17 protein-coding genes are annotated in these 20,162 nt (G+C 67.9%); 12 read left to right on the forward strand and 5 right to left on the reverse strand.

The window, feature by feature from the left end:
- Window positions 1-201: 201 nt before the first annotated feature.
- From OCGS_RS06820 to OCGS_RS06850, 7 genes are all read left to right on the forward strand, one after another.
- Window positions 202-1,515 (forward strand): ammonium transporter family protein, encoded by a 1,314-nt coding sequence (locus tag OCGS_RS06820; RefSeq protein WP_007426500.1) that lies wholly within the window; start codon window positions 202-204, stop codon window positions 1,513-1,515.
- 123 nt (window positions 1,516-1,638) lie between these two features.
- Window positions 1,639-2,397: an SDR family oxidoreductase gene (locus tag OCGS_RS06825; protein ID WP_007426501.1), complete on the forward strand. Its 759-nt coding sequence runs from the start codon at window positions 1,639-1,641 to the stop codon at window positions 2,395-2,397.
- Window position 2,398: 1 nt separating this feature from the next.
- Window positions 2,399-3,028, forward strand: coding sequence for an enoyl-CoA hydratase/isomerase family protein (locus OCGS_RS06830; RefSeq protein ID WP_007426502.1), 630 nt, complete (start codon window positions 2,399-2,401; stop codon window positions 3,026-3,028).
- A complete protein-coding gene (locus OCGS_RS06835; protein ID WP_007426503.1) occupies window positions 3,025-3,882 on the forward strand; it encodes a carbon-nitrogen hydrolase family protein in 858 nt (285 codons plus the stop codon). Before OCGS_RS06830 ends, OCGS_RS06835 begins: the two co-directional genes overlap by 4 nt.
- 9 nt (window positions 3,883-3,891) lie before the next feature.
- The gene (gene kdsA, locus OCGS_RS06840; RefSeq protein ID WP_007426504.1) at window positions 3,892-4,761 is read left to right on the forward strand and encodes a 3-deoxy-8-phosphooctulonate synthase; all 870 of its coding nucleotides are present in this window, start codon (window positions 3,892-3,894) and stop codon (window positions 4,759-4,761) included.
- Window position 4,762: 1 nt separating this feature from the next.
- On the forward strand, window positions 4,763-5,329 hold the full coding sequence (rfbC, locus tag OCGS_RS06845; RefSeq protein WP_007426505.1) for a dTDP-4-dehydrorhamnose 3,5-epimerase: 567 nt from the start codon (window positions 4,763-4,765) through the stop codon (window positions 5,327-5,329).
- Window positions 5,322-6,338 carry an NAD-dependent epimerase/dehydratase family protein gene (locus tag OCGS_RS06850; protein WP_007426506.1) on the forward strand — a complete coding sequence of 339 codons (1,017 nt, stop codon included), beginning with the start codon at window positions 5,322-5,324 and terminating at the stop codon, window positions 6,336-6,338. Before rfbC ends, OCGS_RS06850 begins: the two co-directional genes overlap by 8 nt.
- Before the next feature lie 4 nt (window positions 6,339-6,342).
- Here the strand turns inward: OCGS_RS06850 and OCGS_RS06855 are convergent, their stop codons facing one another.
- Window positions 6,343-7,665: a UDP-glucose dehydrogenase family protein gene (locus tag OCGS_RS06855; RefSeq protein WP_007426507.1), complete on the reverse strand. Its 1,323-nt coding sequence runs from the start codon at window positions 7,663-7,665 to the stop codon at window positions 6,343-6,345.
- A 110-nt stretch (window positions 7,666-7,775) separates the two neighbouring features.
- Window positions 7,776-8,723, reverse strand: coding sequence for a DMT family transporter (locus tag OCGS_RS06860; RefSeq protein ID WP_238538232.1), 948 nt, complete (start codon window positions 8,721-8,723; stop codon window positions 7,776-7,778).
- Between the two features lie 138 nt (window positions 8,724-8,861).
- Between OCGS_RS06860 and OCGS_RS06865 the strand changes: the two genes are divergently transcribed.
- The 4 genes from OCGS_RS06865 (at window position 8,862) to OCGS_RS15520 (ending at window position 15,010) form a co-directional block, all read left to right on the forward strand.
- Window positions 8,862-10,241, forward strand: a complete 1,380-nt coding sequence (locus tag OCGS_RS06865) for a phosphomannomutase (RefSeq protein WP_007426509.1) — start codon at window positions 8,862-8,864, stop codon at window positions 10,239-10,241.
- A 98-nt stretch (window positions 10,242-10,339) separates the two neighbouring features.
- Entirely contained in the window at window positions 10,340-11,356 is a 1,017-nt protein-coding gene (locus OCGS_RS06870) for a hypothetical protein (RefSeq protein WP_007426510.1), read from the forward strand.
- Window positions 11,356-13,182 carry a glycosyltransferase gene (locus OCGS_RS06875; RefSeq protein ID WP_007426511.1) on the forward strand — a complete coding sequence of 609 codons (1,827 nt, stop codon included), beginning with the start codon at window positions 11,356-11,358 and terminating at the stop codon, window positions 13,180-13,182. The genes OCGS_RS06870 and OCGS_RS06875 overlap by 1 nt, the downstream gene beginning before the upstream one ends.
- Window positions 13,183-13,351: 169 nt before the next feature.
- The gene (locus OCGS_RS15520) at window positions 13,352-15,010 is read left to right on the forward strand and encodes a CAP domain-containing protein (protein WP_007426513.1); all 1,659 of its coding nucleotides are present in this window, start codon (window positions 13,352-13,354) and stop codon (window positions 15,008-15,010) included.
- A 9-nt stretch (window positions 15,011-15,019) separates the two neighbouring features.
- Here the strand turns inward: OCGS_RS15520 and glf are convergent, their stop codons facing one another.
- A complete protein-coding gene (glf, locus tag OCGS_RS06885; protein ID WP_007426514.1) occupies window positions 15,020-16,165 on the reverse strand; it encodes a UDP-galactopyranose mutase in 1,146 nt (381 codons plus the stop codon).
- Window positions 16,166-16,326: 161 nt separating this feature from the next.
- Here glf and OCGS_RS14525 point away from each other — a divergent pair, with 161 nt between their 5' ends.
- Window positions 16,327-18,030 (forward strand): M10 family metallopeptidase, encoded by a 1,704-nt coding sequence (locus tag OCGS_RS14525; protein ID WP_007426515.1) that lies wholly within the window; start codon window positions 16,327-16,329, stop codon window positions 18,028-18,030.
- Window positions 18,031-18,039: 9 nt separating this feature from the next.
- Here OCGS_RS14525 and OCGS_RS06895 read toward each other — a convergent pair whose 3' ends face one another.
- Both OCGS_RS06895 and OCGS_RS06900 read right to left on the reverse strand, forming a co-directional pair.
- Window positions 18,040-18,705 (reverse strand): ABC transporter ATP-binding protein, encoded by a 666-nt coding sequence (locus tag OCGS_RS06895; protein WP_007426516.1) that lies wholly within the window; start codon window positions 18,703-18,705, stop codon window positions 18,040-18,042.
- Between the two features lie 10 nt (window positions 18,706-18,715).
- Window positions 18,716-20,071 carry a KpsE/RkpR family capsule polysaccharide export protein gene (locus tag OCGS_RS06900; protein ID WP_238538233.1) on the reverse strand — a complete coding sequence of 452 codons (1,356 nt, stop codon included), beginning with the start codon at window positions 20,069-20,071 and terminating at the stop codon, window positions 18,716-18,718.
- Window positions 20,072-20,162 lie beyond the last annotated feature (91 nt).

Raw genomic sequence — 20,162 nt, forward strand, 5'->3', positions numbered from 1 at the left:
TAGAAACGCCGTTCGGAACCGCAAGCGATTCGTCCCTGCCCAAAAACGCGTCGATTTGCCCGAAATGCAGGCAGGACCGTCTGAAATTCGCCGCAGCGCAGCGCGATCAGCGACCGCAGCCTTGCGCGGGATGGCCCGCTGCCGGTCCGCTGCGACGGTCCGGCACCGCTTGCCGGCATCACGCCAAAGGGAATATTGAGAATGAAGACCGTCTTTCACCTGTCGCCTTGCGCGCTTCTTGCGATGTCGGGCATCGCCCAGGCGCAGGATGCGGCCCCGCCCGATGTCGCGCCCTACATCCTGACGACGCTGCTGTTTCTGGTCGGCGGCTTTCTGGTCTTCTGGATGGCCGCGGGCTTTGCCATGCTCGAAGCCGGGCTCGTCCGGTCCAAGAACGTCACCATGCAGTTGACCAAGAACGTGGCGCTCTTCTCGCTGGCGGCGACGATGTATTACCTGACCGGCTTCGGCCTGATGTATCCCGCCGACTGGACGGTCGCGGGGGTTCTCGGCCCGCTCTTTTCCCCCACGGTGCTCGACGCGGTGGGGCTGACGGCCGACGACGCCGCGCTCGACTATGCCTCGGCGGGATCGGACTTCTTCTTTCAGTTGATGTTCTGCGCGACCACCGCCTCCATCGTGTCGGGCACGCTGGCCGAACGGATCAAGCTCTGGCCGTTCCTCGGCTTCACCGTGCTGCTGACCGGCTTCATCTATCCGATCGAGGCGTCGTGGCAGTGGGGCGGCGGCTGGCTGGCCGATGCGGGCTTTTCGGACTTCGCCGGGTCCACGCTGGTCCATGCGGCGGGCGGTTTCGCCGCGCTGGCGGGCGCCATCGTGCTGGGACCGCGGATCGGCCGGTATCCGGGCGGCCGCGCGGTGCCGATGCCCGGCAGCAATCTGGCGCTGGCGACGCTGGGCACGTTCATCCTGTGGCTGGGCTGGTTCGGCTTCAACGGCGCGTCGCAGCTTGCCGCCGGAACCGTGGGCGACATCAGCGATGTCAGCCGCATCTTCGCCAACACCAACGCCGCGGCGGCGGGCGGTGCGCTGGCCGCCCTTGCGCTGACGCAGCTCGTCTATGGCAAGGTCGATCTGACGATGGTGCTGAACGGCGCGCTTGCCGGTCTGGTGTCGATCACCGCCGAACCGCTGATGCCGTCGCTGGGCGGCGCCACCCTGATCGGCGCGGTCGGCGGCGGCATCGTCGTCTTCGCGGTGCCGATGCTGGACCGGCTGCGGATCGACGACGTGGTGGGCGCGATCCCGGTGCATCTGCTGGCGGGCATCTGGGGCACGATGGCGGTGCCGCTGACCAACGACGCCGCCAGCTTCGGGGCGCAGTCGCTGGGGCTTCTGGCGGTGGGCGGCTTCGTCTTCGCGACCAGCCTGGCCGCGTGGCTGGTCATCGACCGGCTGACCGGCCTGCGCGCCTCGCCCGAGGACGAGATCGCGGGCCTCGACGTGGCCGAACTGGGGATGGAGGCGTATCCCGAATTCGCCCGCGGACAATAGCGCGGGGGTCCGACGGAACTCCGACGCGACTCTTACGCGATTATCATGGCCGGCGGGGCATCCCCGCTGGCCAAAGCGCCCCGTTCCGTCCTAGCCTCGCCCGGCGGATTGCAGGAGGGGCCGATGCAGGACATGGATGGCAAGGTGGTGCTGATCACCGGCGCAAGCCGGGGCATAGGTGAAGCCACGGCAAGGGTTTTTGCCGATTCCGGCGCCCGCGTCGTGCTGCTGGCGCGCAGCGCCGACGCCATCGGCGCGCTTGCCGGCGAACTGGGCGCCGACCGCGCCCTCGCCGTCACCTGCGACGTCAGCCGCTTCTGGGAAGTCGAAGCCGCCATAGGCGCCACCCTCCAGACCTTCGGCCGCCTCGATTTCCTGATCAACAATGCGGGCGTCATAGACCCCATCGCCATGCTGTCGCGGGCCGATCCCGAGGCATGGAGTTCCTGTATAGATATCAACGTCAAAGGCGTGTTTCACGGCATGCGTGCGGCGATGCCGGTGATGCTCGAACAACGCTCGGGCACGATCCTGACGGTCTCGTCCGGGGCGGCGCACAACGCGCTGGAAGGATGGTCGGCCTATTGCGCGTCCAAATCCGCCGCCGCGATGCTGACCGCCTGCGCCGACAAGGAAGGGCGCGGCCGGGGCCTGCGCGTCATGGGCCTGTCGCCCGGCACCGTCGCCACGCAGATGCAGCGCGACATCCGGCAAAGCGGCGTCAATCCCGTCAGCCAGCTTGACTGGAGCGTCCACATCCCCCCCGACTGGCCCGCCCGCGCCCTGTTGTGGATGTGCGGCACCGATGCCGACGACTGGCTGGGCAAGGAGGTCTCGCTGCGCGACGACGCCATCCGCGCCCGCATCGGCCTGACCGCCTGACATGGGCGACGGTCGCATCACCGCCACCCGCCAAGGCGGCATCCTGCGCCTGACCCTCGACCGCCCCGACAAGGCCAATGCCCTGACCGCGGCGATGCTGACGGCGTTGCTGGCCGAATTGCGCAACGCGACCGAAGCCGACCGCGCCGTCGTTCTTGCAGGCGCAGGCGGCACGTTCAGCGCCGGGGCCGATCTGGGCGAAGCCGCCGACGGGCTGGCGACTTCGGGCTTGTGGGAAGACGTGTCGCGCGCCGTGGCCGACCTTCCCGGCCTTAGCATTGCGGCGCTGAACGGACCCTGCGCCGGCGGGGCGATGGGCATGGCGCTGGCCTGCGACCTGCGGATCGCCACACGGCAGGCCCGGTTCTTCTATCCGGTCCTGCGGCTGGGCTATCTGCCGCAACCCTCCGATCCGGCGCGGCTGGCCGCGCTGGTCGGCCCTGCCCGCGCCAGACTGATCCTGCTGGGCGGTGCCCGCATCGACGCCGCCGAGGCGCTGACGATCGGCCTTGTGGACAGGCTTTGCGACGATCCGGACGCCGCCGTGGACGAGCTTTCGGCGGCCGCCATCGCCGCCCCGCCGGGCCACCTTCGGGCGATCGGGGCGATGATACCGGACATCCGCCCGTGACCGCGCTTCAGCTGTGCCTTGCGCAGATGACATCGGCCGACAACCATGCCGACAACATCGCCTGGATGCGCGAGGCCGCATCGCGGGCCGCGAAAGACGGGGCGCAACTGCTGGCCCTGCCCGAAGTCGCCGGCCTGATGAACCGCGACCCCGAACAATCCCGGCGTCAGGTCACGACCCATGCGGCGGACCCGTTCGTCGCGGCCTGCCGCAAAGAAGCCGCCCGGCACCGCCTCTGGATCCATACCGGATCGACCCCGGTTCTTGCGCCCGGCGGCGACCGCTATCTCAACCATGCGGACCTGATCGGGCCGGATGGCGGCATCGTCGCATCCTACGACAAGATCCACCTGTTCGACGTGTTCCTCGAAGGACGCCCCCCGACAGGCGAATCGCGGCGATTCGCCGCCGGGGCCCGCGCCGTTCTGGCCGGCACGCCCTGGGGGCTGGCCGGGTTGAGTATCTGCTACGATCTGCGCTTTCCGCAGCTTTATCGCGACTATGCCCGCGCCGGTGCGGTGTTGCTGTTCGTGCCCTCGGCCTTCACCGTCCCGACCGGCCGCGCCCATTGGGAGGTTCTGCTGAGGGCCCGTGCCATCGAGACGGGCGCCTTCGTCATCGCCGCGGCGCAGGTCGGCCCCCATGCGGACGGACGGCGGACCTGGGGACATGCCATGGTCGTGTCGCCATGGGGCGAGGTGCTGGTCGATATGGGTGGCGACGATCCGGGCCTTGCCACGGTCGATCTCGACCTGGCTGCCGTGGATGCCGCCCGGCGGCAAATCCCGTCCCTGCAAGGCGACCGGCCCTATGGTCTGGACCGACCTGTTGCCGTGGACGGACCGGCGGGGTAAGCGGCGCGCATGACCGATATGCCCCTTCACCCGGAAATCCAGCCGCGCATCGTCCGCATCGGGACGATAGACGTGGGCGGTGACGCGCCCATCGCCCTGATCACCGGGCCGTGCCAACTGGAAAGCCTTGATCATGCGCGGATGATGGCGGACCGAATCTCCACGGCCTGCGCGCCCACGGGGACGCGGTTCATCTTCAAGGCCAGTTACGACAAGGCGAACCGATCCTCCATCGGCACCCGGCGCGGTCTGGGGATCGAGGCGGGGCTGGAGATTCTGGGCCGCATCCGCGAGGAATTCGACTGTCCGGTCCTCACCGACGTGCATCTTCCCGATCATTGCGCGCGCGCGGCCGAGGTTTGCGACGTTCTGCAAATCCCCGCCTTCCTGTCGCGCCAGACCGACCTGCTACTGGCGGCCGGCGAAACCGGGGCGGCGGTCAACGTCAAGAAAGGGCAGTTCCTGGCGCCCTGGGACATGGCGAATGTCGCCGCCAAGATCGAAAGCACCGGCAATGCGCGCATCCTGCTCTGCGAACGCGGCACGTCGTTCGGCTATAACACCCTTGTCAGCGATTTCAGGGCCTTGCCGATCATGGCGCGGACGGGCTGGCCGGTGGTCTTCGACGCGACCCACTCGGTGCAGCAGCCGGGCGGCATAGGCGCGACCAGCGGCGGGCAGCGCGAATTCGCGCCTGTTCTCGCCACGGCGGCCTGCGCAATCGGCGTTGCCGCGCTGTTCATCGAAACGCATCAGGATCCCGACCGCGCGCCGTCCGACGGGCCGAACATGATCCCGGTGGACCGGATGGAGCCGCTGATCGCCCGCCTGCGCGCCTTCGACGATCTGGCCAAGGGACGGACGGGGGCGCAGACCTGACATGCAGATCGAACAGACCGCACTGGACGGCGTGCTGATCCTGACGCCGCGCCGCCACGGCGATGCGCGCGGCTGGTTCGCCGAAAGCTGGAACCGCGCGACGCTGGCCGAACACGGCATCACGACGGATTGGGTGCAGGACAACCATTCCTTCTCGGCCCGCGCGGGAACGGTGCGGGGTCTGCACTACCAATCGCCGCCTGCCGCCCAGGCCAAGCTGGTCCGCTGCGCGCGCGGCGCACTGACCGATGTGGCGGTCGATTTCCGTTCCGGCAGCGCGACGTTCGGCCGATGGGTCGCTGTCGATCTGACCGAGGAGGACGGCCGCCAACTGCTGATCCCCCAAGGGTTCCTGCACGGTTTCGTCACCCGCAAGGATGCGACCGAGATCGCCTATAAATGCTCGGCCCCCTATTCGCCGCGGCATGACGGCGCGGTGCGCTGGGACGATCCGGCCATCGGCATCGACTGGCGCATCGACCCCGCCGATGCCATCCTGTCGGCCAAGGACGCGGCGGCCCCGCTGCTGAACGAGGTGGAAAGCCCCTTCGTCACCGCCGATGCGTAGTGCGTTCATCACCGGGACGGCCGGATTCGTCGGATTCCATCTGGCCCGGCGCCTTCTTGACGATGGCTGGAACGTCGCCGGCTTCGACGGGATGACCGACTATTACGATGTCACGCTAAAACGGCGGCGGCACGAAGCGTTGTCGCGATTTGACCGGTTCACCGCGACCGAGGCGTTGCTGGAGGATCGCGCGGCCCTGGCCCGTGCCGCCGACGCTGCGCGACCCGACGTGATCGTCCATCTGGCCGCGCAGGCCGGCGTGCGCTACAGCCTCGACAATCCGCGCGCTTATGTGGAAACGAACGTCACCGGCACCTTCAACGTGATGGAGATCGCCCGCGACCATGCGGTCCGCCACCTTCTGATGGCCTCGACCAGTTCCGTCTATGGCGCCAATACCGATCTTCCCTATGCCGAAACCGACAAGGCCGACCACCCGCTGACGATCTATGCCGCGACCAAGAAGGCGAACGAGGCGATGGGTCATGCCTGGTCGCATCTGCATGACCTGCCGACCACGATGTTTCGCTTCTTCACGGTCTACGGCCCGTGGGGACGGCCCGACATGGCCTATTTCAAGTTCGCCCGCGCCATCCTGACGGGGGAACCCATCGACATCTACAATCACGGCAAGATGTGGCGCGACTTCACCTATGTGGACGATCTGGTGCGCGGTATCGCGCTGCTGATCGACGCCGTTCCGCCCCTGCCCGGACAGCGCGACGGGGCGTCTGTCGCGGGCGACACCCTGTCGCCGGTCGCCCCGTGGCGGGTGGTGAATATCGGCAACTCGGACAAGGTGCGTTTGATGGATTTCGTCGCCGCCATCGAAGAGGCGACGGGCCGCACGGCCATCCGCAACATGATGCCGATGCAGCAGGGCGACGTTCCCGCCACATGGGCCGATGCCGCGCTGCTGGCGGCGCTGACCGGATACCGCCCGCAGACCGATTTCCGCGATGGCGTCGCCCGGTTCGTCGCGTGGTATCGCGACTATTACGGGCTGTGACGGATCAGGCCGCGTTCATCGCGGCCCGCCCGACGGGGACATAGGCGTCGAACCCCGCATCCCGCGCGTCGTCCACCGAATAGATGTTGCGCAGATCGGCCATGTGCCGCGTCGCCATTTCGCCGGCGATACGGCCCAGATCCAGCGCGCGGAACTCGTTCCATTCGGTCAGGATCACCAACAGATCGGCGTCCTTCGCGGCGGCATAGGCATCGTCGCACCAGGTTACGCCGGGCAGCAGCGCCTCGCCCTCGTGGCGGCCCTGGGGATCGGTGACGCGCACCTTCGCGCCGCCGCCCACGAGGGCCGGAACAATGGTCAGCGACGGTGCATCGCGCATGTCGTCGGTGTTGGGCTTGAACGTCACGCCCAGCACCGCGACCGTCTTGCCATTGAACGAACCGCCGCAAAGATCGCGCAGCTTGTCGATCATCCGGCGCTTGGCGTCCTCGTTCACCTCGATCACCGTCTCGGTGATGCGCATGGGGCGGCCATGTTCCTGACCGATCCGGGCCAAAGCCTTGGTATCCTTGGGAAAGCACGACCCGCCATAGCCGGGGCCGGCATGCAGGAACTTGTTGCCGATACGGTTGTCCAGCCCGATGCCGCGGCTGACCTGCTTGATGTCCGCCCCGACCGCCTCGCACAGTGCCGCAATCTCGTTGATGAAGGTGATCTTGGTCGCCAGAAAGGCGTTCGCGGCGTATTTGATCATCTCGGCCGATTCCAGATCGGTCACGAGGATCGGAAATTCGCGAAGGAAAAGAGGGCGATAGATGTCGGCCATGATCTGGCCGGCGCGTTCGGTCTGGACGCCGACGACGACGCGGTCGGGGCGCATGAAATCGTCAATGGCGGCCCCTTCGCGCAGGAATTCGGGGTTGCTGGCCACGTCGAAGTCCAGGGTCGGATTCGCGGCGCGGATCACCTCGGCCACCTTGCGATTGGTGCCGACGGGAACGGTGGATTTCGTAACGATAACAACGGGTCCCTCGACAGCGCGGGCGACTTCGTCGGCGGCGGCCATGACGTAGGTCAGGTCGGCGTGGCCGTCACCTCGGCGGGTGGGGGTGCCGACGGCGATGAAGACGGCCTGCGCGCCCTTGAGGGCGGCGGCCAGGTCGGTGGTGAACCGAAGCCGCCCGGCATCGACGTTCCGCGACATCAGATCCTCGAGTCCCGGTTCGTAGATCGGCACCTCGCCCGCGTTCAAGCGTTTGATCTTGCTTGCATCCTTGTCCACGCAGACGACATCGTGGCCGAAATCGGAAAAGCAGATACCAGAGACGAGGCCGACATAGCCGGTCCCGATCATGACGATGCGCATCGAAAACGTCCTTGTTCCGTTGTGGCGGCGGCGGCTGTGGCCACCCTGTTTCGGGGCATCGGATAAACGTAAGAGAAGCGTAAGACCAGCGTAGGAGCGGCCGCGCGGTTTCAGCGGATCGCCTTGCGCCGCAAAAGACCGCCAAGCCGTCCGTCGATGACCGCCAGCCCCGTACCGATCAGCGCCAGTCCGGCGATCTGCATGGCACCCAGCGATTCGCCCAGAAGGGTCACGCCGAGCGTTATGGCCGAGACGGGAATGAGGAACGTCACCAGCAACAGGTTCGTCGCGCCCGCGATCCCCAGAAGCCGGAAGTAGAGGATATAGGCCAACGCGGTCGAAAGGACCGCCAGCCCGACAATCGCCGCGACGGTCGTTGCCGAAGGCGCGGCCAGCGTCCAGGGGCGATCGACGATCAGCGCGGCGGGGCCGAGGATCAGGGTCGCGCCCGTCACCTGCCCCGCGGCCACGACGACCGGATCGACACCCAGCCGTCCGAATCGCCGCCCGAAGACCCCCGCCACGGCATAGGACAGCGCGCCGCCCAGACAGGCGATCTGCGCCAGCACGTTGTCTTGCAGACCCGCCAGCGCACCGGGGCCGATCACCGCCACCACGCCCCCGAGGCCGAGCGCCATCCCCACCGCCTTGCGCCGGACTAGCCGTTCATCGGCCAGGAACAGTGCCGCGACGGCCATCGTGAAAAGCGGCGTCGTCGCGTTGAGGATCGAAGCAAGGCCCGAGCCGATCGTCTGCTGGCCCCAGACGATCAGGCCGAAGGGAACCACATTGTTGAGAAGCCCCATAACGAGGAAGGCCAGCCATACCGACGCGTCACGCGGCAGCGGGCGGCCCAGAACCGCGACGGCAGCCCAGAGGACGGATGCCGCAAGCGAAACCCGCAGCAGCACGATGGTCAGCGTGGGCAGTTCGCGTACCGCCAGTTCGACGAAGAAGAACGATCCGCCCCAGAGGACCGACAGGACGACAAGCATCGCACAGGCGCCGGATCCCATCGGGCCGATGGCGGGGGCGGGTGGCTGGAGGGTTGCTGTCATGGCGGGCACCTTTCGTCGGTTTCGGCCCAGCTTCGCCAGCGCCCTGCCGATACGCGACCCGAAAGCCGCGCATAGGGCGCTTTACGGCGCGGCGGCGATGGGACAGATTCATGCTTTGCCCTGCCCCCGGAGCGCGCCATGCCCCCAAAGTTCGGAACCAGCGGCCTGCGCGGTCTGGCGGTGGAATTGACCGACAGCCTGATCGCCGCGCATGTGCGGGCCTTCGCGTCGGTCTGCGACAGCGGCGGCACGGTCTGCATCGGGCGCGACCTGCGCGACAGTTCGCCCCGCATCGCCGCCGCCGTCGGTCAGGCCGCGCGGAAGGCGGGGCTGGACACGGTCGATTGCGGCCTGGTGCCGACGCCCGCGCTGGCGATGGCGGCGCTGGATGCGGGGGCCGGCGCGATCATGGTCACGGGTAGCCATATCCCGGCGGACCGCAACGGGCTGAAATTCTATACCCGCGCAGGCGAGATCACGAAGCAGGAGGAAGCGGCGATCACCGCGGCGCTGTCGGGCACCCCGCCCGCCGCTGACGGGACAGGCAGGGGATCCGACGATCCGCAGGCGGGTGCGCGGTTCGCGGCACGGTATGTCGATGCCTTCGGGGCGGGGGCGTTGACGGGCCGGCGCATTGGCATCTTCAGCCATTCTGCGGTGGGCCGCGACCTGCTGGCGGACATGCTGCGCGGTCTGGGGGCTGTGACGGTGGAGCTTGGCCGGTCCGACACGTTCATCCCCGTCGATACCGAAGCGGTGGATCCGGCGGCCAGGGCGCAACTGGCCGCGTGGACGTCCGAACACGATCTGCATGCGATCGCATCGACGGACGGCGACAGCGACCGCCCCATGCTGTGCGACGAAAAGGGCCGGATGATCGCCGGCGACGTCCTGGGACAGATCGTGGCCGAGACGCTGGGCGCGCGCACGGTGGTGACGCCGGTATCGTCGAATACGGGGGCCGAACGGAAGGGCTTCGATGCCGTCATCCGCACCCGGATCGGATCGCCCCATGTCATCGCCGCGATGCAGGACGCGATGCGCGACGGCGCCCTGAACGTCGCGGGATACGAGGCGAATGGCGGCTTCCTGCTGGGATTCGCGGCCGATGCGCCGGGCGGAACGCTGTCGCCGCTGATGACGCGGGACAGCTTTCTTCCCATCGTCGCGGCGGGCGACGCCCCGCTGTCGCAGCGCGTCGGTGCCGAGCCTGCGCGCTTTACCGCGACGGACCGGGTGCAGGACGTGCCAACCAACCGGTCGCTGGCGCTGGTGGCGCGGCTGACGGACGACGGCGCCGCACGGTCGCAATTCGCCGGACGGGCCGGGCTGGCGGGGGGCATCCGGGCGGATGTCACCGACGGATTGCGTCTGACGGACGGGGACGGGAATATCATCCATCTGCGCCCCTCGGGCAACGCGCCGGAATTGCGCGTCTATGCCGAGGCGGACACGCCCGCCCGCGCCGAGACCCTGCTGGCGCAGGGGATGGGGGCGGTGCGCGGCCTTGTCAGCTAGGGCCGGGGCGGCGGCCGCCGGTTGCCATCGCGGGGCCGTTCTGAAATATCGGCGCGCACGAAGGACCGCGGACGCGGCATAACGGGATTCGGAACGCCATGCTGCGCACGCTTTACCTGCATATCGGCGCCCATCGCACGGCGACCAGTTCGACCCAGCGGTTCCTGCACAACAACGCGCCCGCGCTGCTGAAACAGGGATACCTCTATCCGTTCGGCGTGCGGCGGCACATGGACCTGATGAACGAGGTCTTCGCCGGCAAGCGCAGCGCGGCGCAGGTGGCGGGGGCGCTGAACGATGCCGCGCGCGGGCAGGACGTGCATACCGCCATCCTGAGCGACGAGGACGTGGCGATGCGGCGCGACCTGTCGCCGCTGGCCGCGCTGCGCCGGCATTTCGATGTCCGCGTCGTCTATGCCATGCGGCGGCAGGATACCTGGCTGGAAAGCTGGTATCTGCAGAACATCAAGTGGCAATGGAACGACAGCCTGGCGCATGTCACCTTTCCCGAGTTCCTGGCCCGGTCCGAGGAATTTCACTGGATCCATTACGACCGCTTCCTTGCGCATGTCGCGGGGCTGTTCGGCGCGGAAAACATCGTGCCGCTGGTCTTCGAGAAGGGGCAGATGCCGGACGGGCCGGTCCTGGCCTTCTGCCGGGCGGTGGGGCTGCGCGACATGAGCGAGGCGCGCAAGGTGCCGCATGTCAATTCCAGCCGGTCGCCGCAGATGGCCGAGTTCATGCGATTGCTGCCGCTGGACCGCGCCGCGACGGATGTGCGCAACGCGCTGGCTTCGGCCTGCGAGACGGTGGATCGCCGCAGCCTGGGCCACAAGGGCAAGCAGAGCGAGCTGCTGATGGAGCCGGGACTGCGGCGCGCGGTGATGGCGCGTTATGCGGACGGCAACGCGGCGGTAGCGCGGCATTATCTGGACCGCGACGCGCTGTTTCTGGACCCGCTGCCGCCCGAGGACGCGCCGCTGGCCAGCCTGACCCTGCCCGCCGATCCCGAAGTGCTGATGGCGCGCTTCGTGGCACCGCTGTTCGAGGCGCTGATCGAGAAGGGCGCGGTCGTCAACCCGCGCAAGGCGGGCGCCGCAAAAGACCGCGGCTGATGCCCCATCCGTTGCAGGCGCAGGACGGTCTTCATACGGTTCAGCGGCTGATCCGCCCCGATCCCGCCCTGCCCGCGCCGCCCCGCCTTTTCATGCAGACCGACGGGGACGGGTTCGTGCTGGAACCGGGCGGGTTTCTGGGGACGAACGGGTATTCCAACTATTTCGCGCTGGGCGACTGGCAGGATCGCTGCGGGCTGGACGATCTGACGGTCGTGCTGCGCGGCAGCGGACGGGTCGAGGTCGCGGTGGTGCTGTCCCAGCCCGCGGGGGCGGTGCGGCTATGGGCGGGGACGGTCGATCTGGATGCGGATGCGGGATGGCGTCATCGCATCGACGGGATCGGTCCGGCGACGCGGCGGGGATTGCTGCATGTCGAGATCCGGGCGCTGACGGCGGTGCGGATCGACGCGATCGACTGGCGGACGGCGCGGGCGCCGCAGCGGCAGCCGGACCTCGTCGCGTCGATCACCACGTTCGGGCGACCCGAGGCGGTGCAGCGATCCGTGGCGCGGTTCAGGGATTACCTGGCCGCGTCGCCCCTGCGGGGGCATGTCCGGCTTCAGGTCGTCGATAACGGGCATGACAGCGCCCGGCCCTCGGGGGTCGGGGCGGGCCGCGGCGTCACAGTGATCGCCAACCGCAACCTGGGCGGGGCCGGCGGGTTCGCGCGCGGTCTGATCGAGGCGCGCGCGGCGGGGGCCAGCCATGTGCTGTTCATGGACGACGACGCCGCGATCCACATGGACAGCATCGAGCGGACTTGGACGTTTCTGGCCTGGGCGACGAACCCCGATACGGCGGTGGCCGGCGCGATGATCGACGCGGGCAAGCCGGGCATTCTTTGGGAAAACGGCGCGACCTTCGATGGCGGATGCCACCCCATCGACAACGGGGCCGACCTGCGCGATCCCGACGAGGCGGCCGAGGCGATCCGGGGCGGGTTCGGGGCCAATCCGCCCCATCTTTACGGCGGATGGTGGTTCTTCGCCTTTCCGGTTCGGCCGGTGCGCCACCTGCCCTATCCGTTCTTCGTGCGCGGCGACGATGTCAGCTTTTCGCTGGTCCACGATTTCGATATCGCGCGCCCGCCGGGCGTGGTGTCGTTTCAGGACGGATTCACCGGCAAGGAAAGCCCGCTGGTCTGGTATCTCGACCTGCGCAGCCACCTTGCGCATCACCTGTCGCTGCCGAACCTCGACAGCGGCGCGCGGACGCTGCTGCGGCTGCCGGTCTGGTTCTTCGCCCGGAACCTGATCCGCCTGCATTACGAGACGCTGGCGGCGATCAATCTGGCGGTCGAGGATGTGATCGACGGCCCGATGCGGATGGCCGAGGATGCCGACATGGCGCGCCGCCGCCCGCAACTGGCCGCGCTGCGGCATGCCGAGGCGTGGAAACCGTCGACGGACCCCCTGCCGCAGGACCGCATCGCGCTGAACCCCGACAATCCTGCCGCGCGCTGGCTGATGAAGCTGACGGCGAACGGCCATCTGCTGCCGTTCTTCGGCAGGTTCGGCAACCGGATCACGCTGGACGCGGCGGACCGGGGCGCGGTGCGGCGGATGTGGGGGGCCGCGCGCATCACCGTCCTGAGCGGCGACGGGCAGCATTACACCGTCGCCCATTCCAAGGCGGCGGCCTGGCGGCAGGGCCGGCGCATGGCGCGCAATCTGTGGCGGCTTTATCGGCGGCGGGCCGATCTGGTCGCGCAATGGCGCGCGGCCTACGATCCGCTGACATCGCAGGCTTACTGGGACCGGGCCCTGGACCGCGAGGGAATGCAGCCCGAAGACATGCGACGATCCACCCGGATCGCCGACTGACCTGCGACGATCCGCCGATGCGGGACCGCGCGCCTTGCCGCCCTGCAAGGGACCGGCGTTAATATCCCGATCCGACCGACCGACATCGGGACGTCACGACAGCGCCCTCAAACCGTCCAGATCCGCGGGCATCCATCCCGAAAGGATCGACCCCGGAAGGAGATGACGCATGGCTGCCGCAACGGAATTCGAACATTACATGCTGGGGCTGGTGAACGCGGCGCGCGCGGAACACGGCCTTGGCGCGCTGAAGATGGAACTGAACCTGAACCTGTCCGCCGACCGGCACAGCGACTGGGTGCTCGAGACCGACACATTCTCGCATACCGGGGTCGAGGGGACGAAGGCCACGGAACGGATCGAGGCCGCCGGTTTCGATCTGTCGGGCGGATGGGCGACGGGCGAGAACCTTGCCATCCAGTCGCTGAACGACGACGGATCGTGGTTCGACGAAATCGACGACATGTTCGACAGCCTGATGAAAAGCCCCGGACACCGGGCCAACATCCTGTCGGACAAATACACCCATGTCGGCATCGGTATCGACGACGGCGCATTCGCCTTCGACAAGTTCAACACCCGCGATTCGCTGATGGTCACGCAGAACTTCGGAATGACGCACGGCACCGTGGATCTGGATCTGCTGGGCGGCGACAAGGCCGACCGGCTGACCGGCGGCACGGGCGACGATCACCTGCGCGGGGCCGGCGGCGACGACCTGCTGGACGGTCGCGGCGGCAACGACACGATCGACGGCGGCAAGGGAACCGATACCGCCGTCATCGGCGCGGATTGGGATCCGGCGCGGATCGCGCATCTGTCCGATGGCGGCGTGCGCATCCGGTCCGATGCCGGAACGGACGTGTTCTATTCGGTGGAACGGTTCCGGTTCGCCGACCGTGTCGTGACCGCCGACGGCCTGCAAAGCGGCGCCGAAGCGCCCCCTGCGCCGGATGACGGCCAGCGGATCAAGGGAACCGGGCGGTCCGACACGCTGAAGGGCGGGGATGGCGACGACTGGATCGACGGCGGCAAGCGCCACGACACCATCGCCGGGGGTGGCGGAGACGACACAATCACCGGCGGGCTGGGGCGCGACAAGGTGAATATGGGGGACGGCGACGACCTCTATCTCGATCACGGTCAGGGCGGAAGGCTGGGACAGGACATCGTGCGCGGCGGGGCCGGCGACGACACCATCAAGGGGCGCGGCGGCAATGACCGCTTCTTCGGCGGAACCGGCGACGACGCGATCTATGGCGGGGCCGGGAACGACACCATCCGCGGCGGATCGGGCGACGATTTCATCAAGGGCGGAACGGGCCGCGACCGTGTGCTCATGGGCGGCGGCAACGACTTTTATCAGGACAGCGGCCAGAACGGGTTTCGCGGCCGCGACGTGGTGCGCGCGGGAAGTGGCAACGACACGATCGAGGGCGGCGGCGGCAACGACCGTTTCTTCGGCCAGCGCGGCGACGACAGCATTTCCGGCGGGCGGATGCACGACGTGCTGAAGGGCGGATCGGGCGACGACACGATCTATGGCGGCAGCGGGAACGACACGATGGTGGGCGGCACGGGGCACGATACCTTCGTCTTCGATGCCAAGGCGCAGAACGACGTCATCCGCGACTTCGATCTGGCGGAAGACAGGCTGCATCTGAACGACGACCTGTGGCGCGGGCAGATGGACGCGCAGGATGTCGTGGACCGCTATGCGTCGCAGACGCGCGACGGGGTGCTGTTTGACTTCGGCGGCGGCAACACGCTGATGCTGGACGACGTGACCGGCCTGGACAGGCTGGCCGACGCGATCGACATCGTCTGATCGCGTCGCTCAGGCCGGATCGGCGGAAAAGACCGGCGGCCGCGCGTTCGCCTGCACAGCATGCAGGAACGCGTCGGCCGCATTCAAGGCCTCGCGGATGGTGACGTCCATGTCGAGATAGCGATAGGTGCCCAACCGCCCGACGAAAGTGACGTTTCCGGTGCCGGCGGCGCGGGCGACGTATTGCGACAGCAGCGCCTTTTCCCGCACCAGGCGGATCGGGTAATAGGGCGTGTCGTCGGCACCGCAGGCCTTGGAATATTCGCGGTAAAGCACGCTGCCTTCGTGGGTTTCCCACGGCGCGAAATGCTTGTGCTCGGTGATGCGGGTGAAAGGCACGTCGGGGTCGCCGTAATTCATCACCGCGCATCCCTGCCAGTCGCCGGTCGCGCGGAATCGCTCGAACGTCAGCGACCTGTAGCCGAGCCGCCCGAGGTCGTAGCCGAAATAGCCGTCCAGCGGGCCGGACCAGAAGACGTGATCGTGGCGGGCGGCCATGTCGGAAACGAACGGCGTGTCGAGATGCACGTCGATGCCCGGATGATCGAGGATCGAGGCGACCACCGGGGTATAGCCGTCCTCGGGCATGCCCTGGAAACGGTGGAAGAAATAGTTGTCGTCGTAGTTGAACCGCACCGGCAGGCGCTTGAGGATCGAGGCGGGCAGGTCGGCGGGCGAACAGCCCCATTGCTTTTCGGTATAGCCCTTGAAGAAGGCCCGATAGAGGTCGGGACCGACGAAGCGCAGGGCCTGTTCCTCGAACGTCCGGGGATCGGCGATCGAGGTGTCGGCCTGCGCCTCGATGAAACGGCGGGCCTCGTCCGGGCGCATCGTGCGGCCGAAGAATTGGTTGATCGTGTGCAGGTTGATGGGCAGCGAATAGACGGCCCCCTGCGCGGTGGATTTCACCCGGTTGCGATAGGGCCGGAAGCGGGCATGGCGGTTGACATAGGCCCACACGCCTTCGTCGTCGGTGTGGAAGATATGGGGGCCGTAGACATGGACCAGCACGCCGGTTTCGGCATCCCGCTCGGTATGGCAGTTGCCGGCGATATGGGCGCGCGCGTCGATCACCGTCGCGCGGTGTCCCGCCTCGGCCAGCGCGCGCGCGATGACGGCACCCGACAGCCCCGCCCCGACCAGCAAGATCCGCATCTCAAGGCATCCTTTCCACAGTCGCCCGGCTGATTTGCACCTTTGCGCCACGGATACAATCGCCGCGCGGCAATCCGTTGCGCGAACGCGCATTCGGCCCTATCGCGAAGAAACCGACGCAATGGCGTCCCCGGTGATTCGAGGTTGGAGGACAGGCCGTCATGTCAGACCGCACAGGCCGTTCGGGCGGCGGGTTCGATCCGCTGGACACGATCCACTGGGGCGAGCCGGTATCCGACCCCCATGTCACCGTATATTTCACGGGGGCCGGCGAAACCGTCCGGCTTTACGGCGAATCGGGCCGGTCCGAGGGGTTCAATGCCTATGAACAGGCGCAATTTCGCGCGGCCTTCGATCTGATCTCGGCCGTCAGTGGCCTGACATTCGAGGTGGTGCAGTCCCGGCGCGCGGCGGATTTCGTGCTGGCGCTGGATACCGACGAGATCGACGGCGAGTTTCTGGGCATCTTCATGCCGCCGGGCGAACCCGACGAGGGCATCGGCGTGTTCAACGGCGCGATGTGGGACCGCCATCCGGGCGGCGACCTGGCGCAGGGCGGTGCGGGCTTCGTGACCATCGTGCACGAGTTGCTGCACGGGCTGGGCCTGGCGCATCCGCACGACCGGGGCGGATCGTCCACCCTGCTGCCGGGCATCTACGACGAGTTCACGGATACGGGACGGTTCGGCCTCAATCAGGGGGTCTTTACTATGATGAGCTATATCGACGGCTTTGTCGAAGGGCCGGTCGGCACGCCTGCATCGGTGGACGACTGGGGCAGCCAGTTCACCCCGATGGCGCTGGACATTGCGCTGTTGCAGAAGATGTACGGGGCGAATTACGACCATGCCGCAGGCGCGACGACCTATCTGCTGCCCGATGCGAACCGCATGGGAACGGGGTGGCAGTCGATCTGGGACGGCGGCGGCGACGACACGATCCGGCATGACGGAAACCGCGACGCGGTGATCGACCTGCGCCCCGCGACGCTGATGGCGGAACAGGGCGGCGGCGGTTTCATCTCGGCCGTGGATGGAATCGCGGGCGGCTTCACCATCGCCGCCGGAGTGCGGATCGAACGGGCGCTTGGCGGCGGCGGCGACGACAGGCTGATCGCGGGGGACGAAGGGCACATCCTGAACGGCCGCAACGGCGACGACGACCTGCGGGGCGGGCGCGGCGACGACAGGCTGATCGGCGGGCGCGGCGACGATACGGTATTCGGCGGGCGCGGCGCCGACATCGCGCGGCTGGGCGGCGGCGACGACACCTATCGCGATACGGGCCAGCCCGGCAACGCGGGGGGCGATACGGTCTTCGGCGGCCGCGGGCGCGACACGATCGCCGGCGGCGGCGGTCACGACAGACTGCTGGGCGGAATGCACGCCGACACGCTGTCGGGCGGCCGGGGGCGCGACGACATTCATGGCGGGCTGGGACGCGACCGGATCGCCGGCGGCGGCGGTGCCGACACGCTGTCGGGTGGCACGCATGGCGACACGATCCGGGGCGGACGCGGCAACGACCTGCTGGACGGGGGGCGCGGCAACGACGTTCTGCGGGGCGGCGACGGCGCGGACATCCTGAAGGGCGGCGCGGGGCGCGACGTGCTGACAGGCGATGCCGGGCGCGATGTCTTCGTCTTCGCGCTGGGCTTCGGCGCGGACCGGATCACCGACTTCGCCCTGTCCGAGGACGCGCTGAGTTTCGACGCGACGCTGGCCGATCTGGCGGGCATCCGCGACGACCGGCTGCCCGACACGTTCGCCAGCCTGACGCGGGACGGCGTGCTGTTCGATTTCGGCAACGGCGATTCGCTGCTGCTGGAGGATGTGACGGATCTGACCGGGTTCGCGCTTGCCTGACAAAGGCGGTCAGCGACCGCGCAGCAGCAGCGATTCATGGCGCTCAATGGCCTCGTCGATATCCTCGAAATACTCGATATGGCCGCCGCGCGTCATCACCAGCCCGGACGAACAGAACCGGCGCACCTGACGGGTTTGGTGGCTGACCATGATGGCGCTAGACGACTTCACCCGTTCCATGAACACGGCGCGGCTTTTGCGCTGGAAATCGGCATCGCCCACGGCCGTCGTCTCGTCGATCAGATAGGTGTCGAAGCGGATGCCCATCGACATGCCGAAGGCCAGCCGCGCCTTCATCCCCGACGAATAGGTCGAGATCGGCATGTAGAAGTGATTGCCCAGCTCGGCGAAGTGTTCGACGAAATCGGTCAGCTCGTCGCCATCCACGCCATAGACGCGCGCCACGAACCGCACATTCTGCGCGCCGGTCAACTGGCCGTGGGTCGATCCCGAGAAGCCGACCGGCCAGGAAATCGTGCCGTCGGTGACGATGCGCCCCGAATCGGCGGAAAGGATCCCGGCGATAATTTGCAGCAGCGTGGTCTTGCCCACGCCGTTGCGACCCAGCAGCGCCAGCGACTTGCCGCTGGGCAGCGTCAGGTTCAGCCCGTCGATCACCTGCTTGCGCTGGCCCCGGACCCAGAAGGACTTGGACAGGTTTTCGAACCGGATCACTGGCAGGCCGTCAGCGGCTGTCGCGGATACTGTAATAGACCAGCGCCATGATCGCCCAGGCCAGCGTCAGGAACAACGCCGCCAGCCCCAGCATCGACCAGCGGCGCGGGTATTCGGCGGTCTGCGGCAGGGTCGGTTCGACATAGGCGGTCAGGTACCGGCTTTGACGGACGGCGTTCGACCGGGCCACGTCCAGCGCCTGAAGGGCGGCGCGATAGCTTTCCTCGGCATATTCGCGGTCCACGCTGAGACCTTCGTATTCTGCGATGAGCGACGGATAATCGTCGCCCGCCGCCGACGCGTCCGCGGACGAAAACGTGTCGCGTTCCTGCACGATGCGTTCGCGGATCACGTCGATGCGCTGGCGCGTCTGCTGCACGCGCGGATCGCTGGGGGCGGCGGTCGTCAGCAGCAGGTCGTATTCCACCAGCGTCGCGGCAAGCTGCTGCTGAAGGTTGTTGATGACGCCCATGCGGCCCTGGATGTCGGCGGACGGATCGACGATCTGGGTGCGCGTGCGAAAGAGCGTCAGCGCCTCGCGCGCGGCCTTGAGCCGTTCCAGGGCGGTTTCGAGATCGCGCTCGGCGAAGGCGATGGTGTCGCGGCGGGCCTGCAGGTTGAGGTCGTTGATAAGCCGCTGGCTTTGTTCGAGGATCGCCTGCGCCACCGCCTGCGCGGTCTGCGGATCGAAGGCCAGCACCCGCAATTCGATCAGGCCGCTGGCCTTGTCATAGGAGATCTGGACGATGCGGCTGTCCCAATAGGCCGTGAGCTCGGCCATCGTGGCGTCGGGGCGAAGGGCGAAATAGGGATCGGACGGGTATGGCGCGGAATAGGCGGCCCGCAGGTTCAGCTCGTCGTCCACCCGCGACACCAGCGAGGCGGACTGGATGAATTCGTAAAGGATGTCGCTGTCGCTGGATCCGGTGCCCGACAATTGCGTCAGCCCGCCCAGCAGGTCGGCGGCGGCGCCGCCTTCCTCGCGCCGGACGGTGAAGCCGACGGTGGAGCCATACTGATCCTCGGCCACGGCCCAGAGATAGAAGGCGGCGACGGCCAGCGGCAGCAGGACGATGACGACAAAGCTGGCCAGCACGCCCCAATGCCGCCGCTGCATGCGCGCGGAACGGGCCATCGGCGTGACCTCCACGACCGTGACGGTTTCGTTGGGGTCGGGTCTGGCAGGCTTCTTGCGCTTCGGTTCGGCCTCGGCCGGTTGGGGCTTGGGCTTGGGCGCAGCCTTGGGCTTCTCGGGCGCGGCCTCGGCGCCGGCAGCGGCATCGGGTGACGACGGGACGGCGCGCAGGGGTGGCGCACCCTTTCCCGACGGGACGGGACGCATCGGGGATTTGGGGTCGTCTGACAATGGCGCCTCGCTTGCGGGCGGTTTGATCTTTGCCGAAGCAACCTACATAAGCGCAGGCGAAGAAACCAGCCGCCCCGCCGCGTTCGCGTTA

Origin of the sequence: Oceaniovalibus guishaninsula JLT2003 (assembly GCF_000299575.1) — a bacterium.
GTDB lineage: Bacteria > Pseudomonadota > Alphaproteobacteria > Rhodobacterales > Rhodobacteraceae > Palleronia > Palleronia guishaninsula.

Excerpts from the sequence above, each read along its gene's own strand:
- OCGS_RS06820 (WP_007426500.1), top strand. The coding sequence starts at position 202 with ATGAAGACCGTCTTTCACCTGTCGCCTTGCGCGCTTCTTGCGATGTCG.
- OCGS_RS06825 (WP_007426501.1), top strand. The coding sequence starts at position 1,639 with ATGCAGGACATGGATGGCAAGGTGGTGCTGATCACCGGCGCAAGCCGG.
- OCGS_RS06830 (WP_007426502.1), top strand. The coding sequence starts at position 2,399 with ATGGGCGACGGTCGCATCACCGCCACCCGCCAAGGCGGCATCCTGCGC.
- kdsA (WP_007426504.1), top strand. The coding sequence starts at position 3,892 with ATGACCGATATGCCCCTTCACCCGGAAATCCAGCCGCGCATCGTCCGC.
- rfbC (WP_007426505.1), top strand. The coding sequence starts at position 4,763 with ATGCAGATCGAACAGACCGCACTGGACGGCGTGCTGATCCTGACGCCG.
- OCGS_RS06850 (WP_007426506.1), top strand. The coding sequence starts at position 5,322 with ATGCGTAGTGCGTTCATCACCGGGACGGCCGGATTCGTCGGATTCCAT.
- OCGS_RS06855 (WP_007426507.1), bottom strand. The coding sequence starts at position 7,665 with ATGCGCATCGTCATGATCGGGACCGGCTATGTCGGCCTCGTCTCTGGT.
- OCGS_RS06860 (WP_238538232.1), bottom strand. The coding sequence starts at position 8,723 with ATGACAGCAACCCTCCAGCCACCCGCCCCCGCCATCGGCCCGATGGGA.
- OCGS_RS06865 (WP_007426509.1), top strand. The coding sequence starts at position 8,862 with ATGCCCCCAAAGTTCGGAACCAGCGGCCTGCGCGGTCTGGCGGTGGAA.
- OCGS_RS06870 (WP_007426510.1), top strand. The coding sequence starts at position 10,340 with ATGCTGCGCACGCTTTACCTGCATATCGGCGCCCATCGCACGGCGACC.
- OCGS_RS06875 (WP_007426511.1), top strand. The coding sequence starts at position 11,356 with ATGCCCCATCCGTTGCAGGCGCAGGACGGTCTTCATACGGTTCAGCGG.
- OCGS_RS15520 (WP_007426513.1), top strand. The coding sequence starts at position 13,352 with ATGGCTGCCGCAACGGAATTCGAACATTACATGCTGGGGCTGGTGAAC.
- glf (WP_007426514.1), bottom strand. The coding sequence starts at position 16,165 with ATGCGGATCTTGCTGGTCGGGGCGGGGCTGTCGGGTGCCGTCATCGCG.
- OCGS_RS14525 (WP_007426515.1), top strand. The coding sequence starts at position 16,327 with ATGTCAGACCGCACAGGCCGTTCGGGCGGCGGGTTCGATCCGCTGGAC.